Here is a 350-nt window from a genome sequence, read left to right as displayed (position 1 = left end):
AAGGACGGCTGGGCGCCGTCGAGCTCGAAGCGGTGCGAGGTCGCGATCCACCACGGCAGCAGCGCCAGCGCGACGAGATGGGCGGCGACGCGGGAATTCCAGGCGAAGGCGAGCGCGGCGGCGACGAGCCAGACAGCGACGAAGGGGAGATGCAGGATCTCGGGCGCATCGTAGGTTCGCATGCAGGTCCAGATCGAGGCGGCGACGAGGCCGACCGCGAGCGCACCGCGCGAGCTGGTCAGAAGCGCCGCGGCGAGCGCGCCGATCGACCACAGCAGCATGCCGCCGGCAAAATCCTCGCCGAGATGATACATCTGGCCGACCAGCGCGATGCCGGCGCCGAAGATGAT

The 350-nt window shown here is 69.7% G+C and carries 1 protein-coding gene; it reads right to left on the bottom strand.

The features are described 5' to 3' along the window. The coding region (locus tag JHD07_RS21945; RefSeq protein ID WP_291625694.1) for a DUF2157 domain-containing protein at nucleotides 1-350 on the bottom strand (350 nt) is incomplete at both ends.

Origin of the sequence: Bradyrhizobium sp. (assembly GCF_016462955.1) — a bacterium.
GTDB lineage: Bacteria > Pseudomonadota > Alphaproteobacteria > Rhizobiales > Xanthobacteraceae > Bradyrhizobium.
This window is presented reverse-complemented; position numbering and strand designations above follow the sequence as displayed.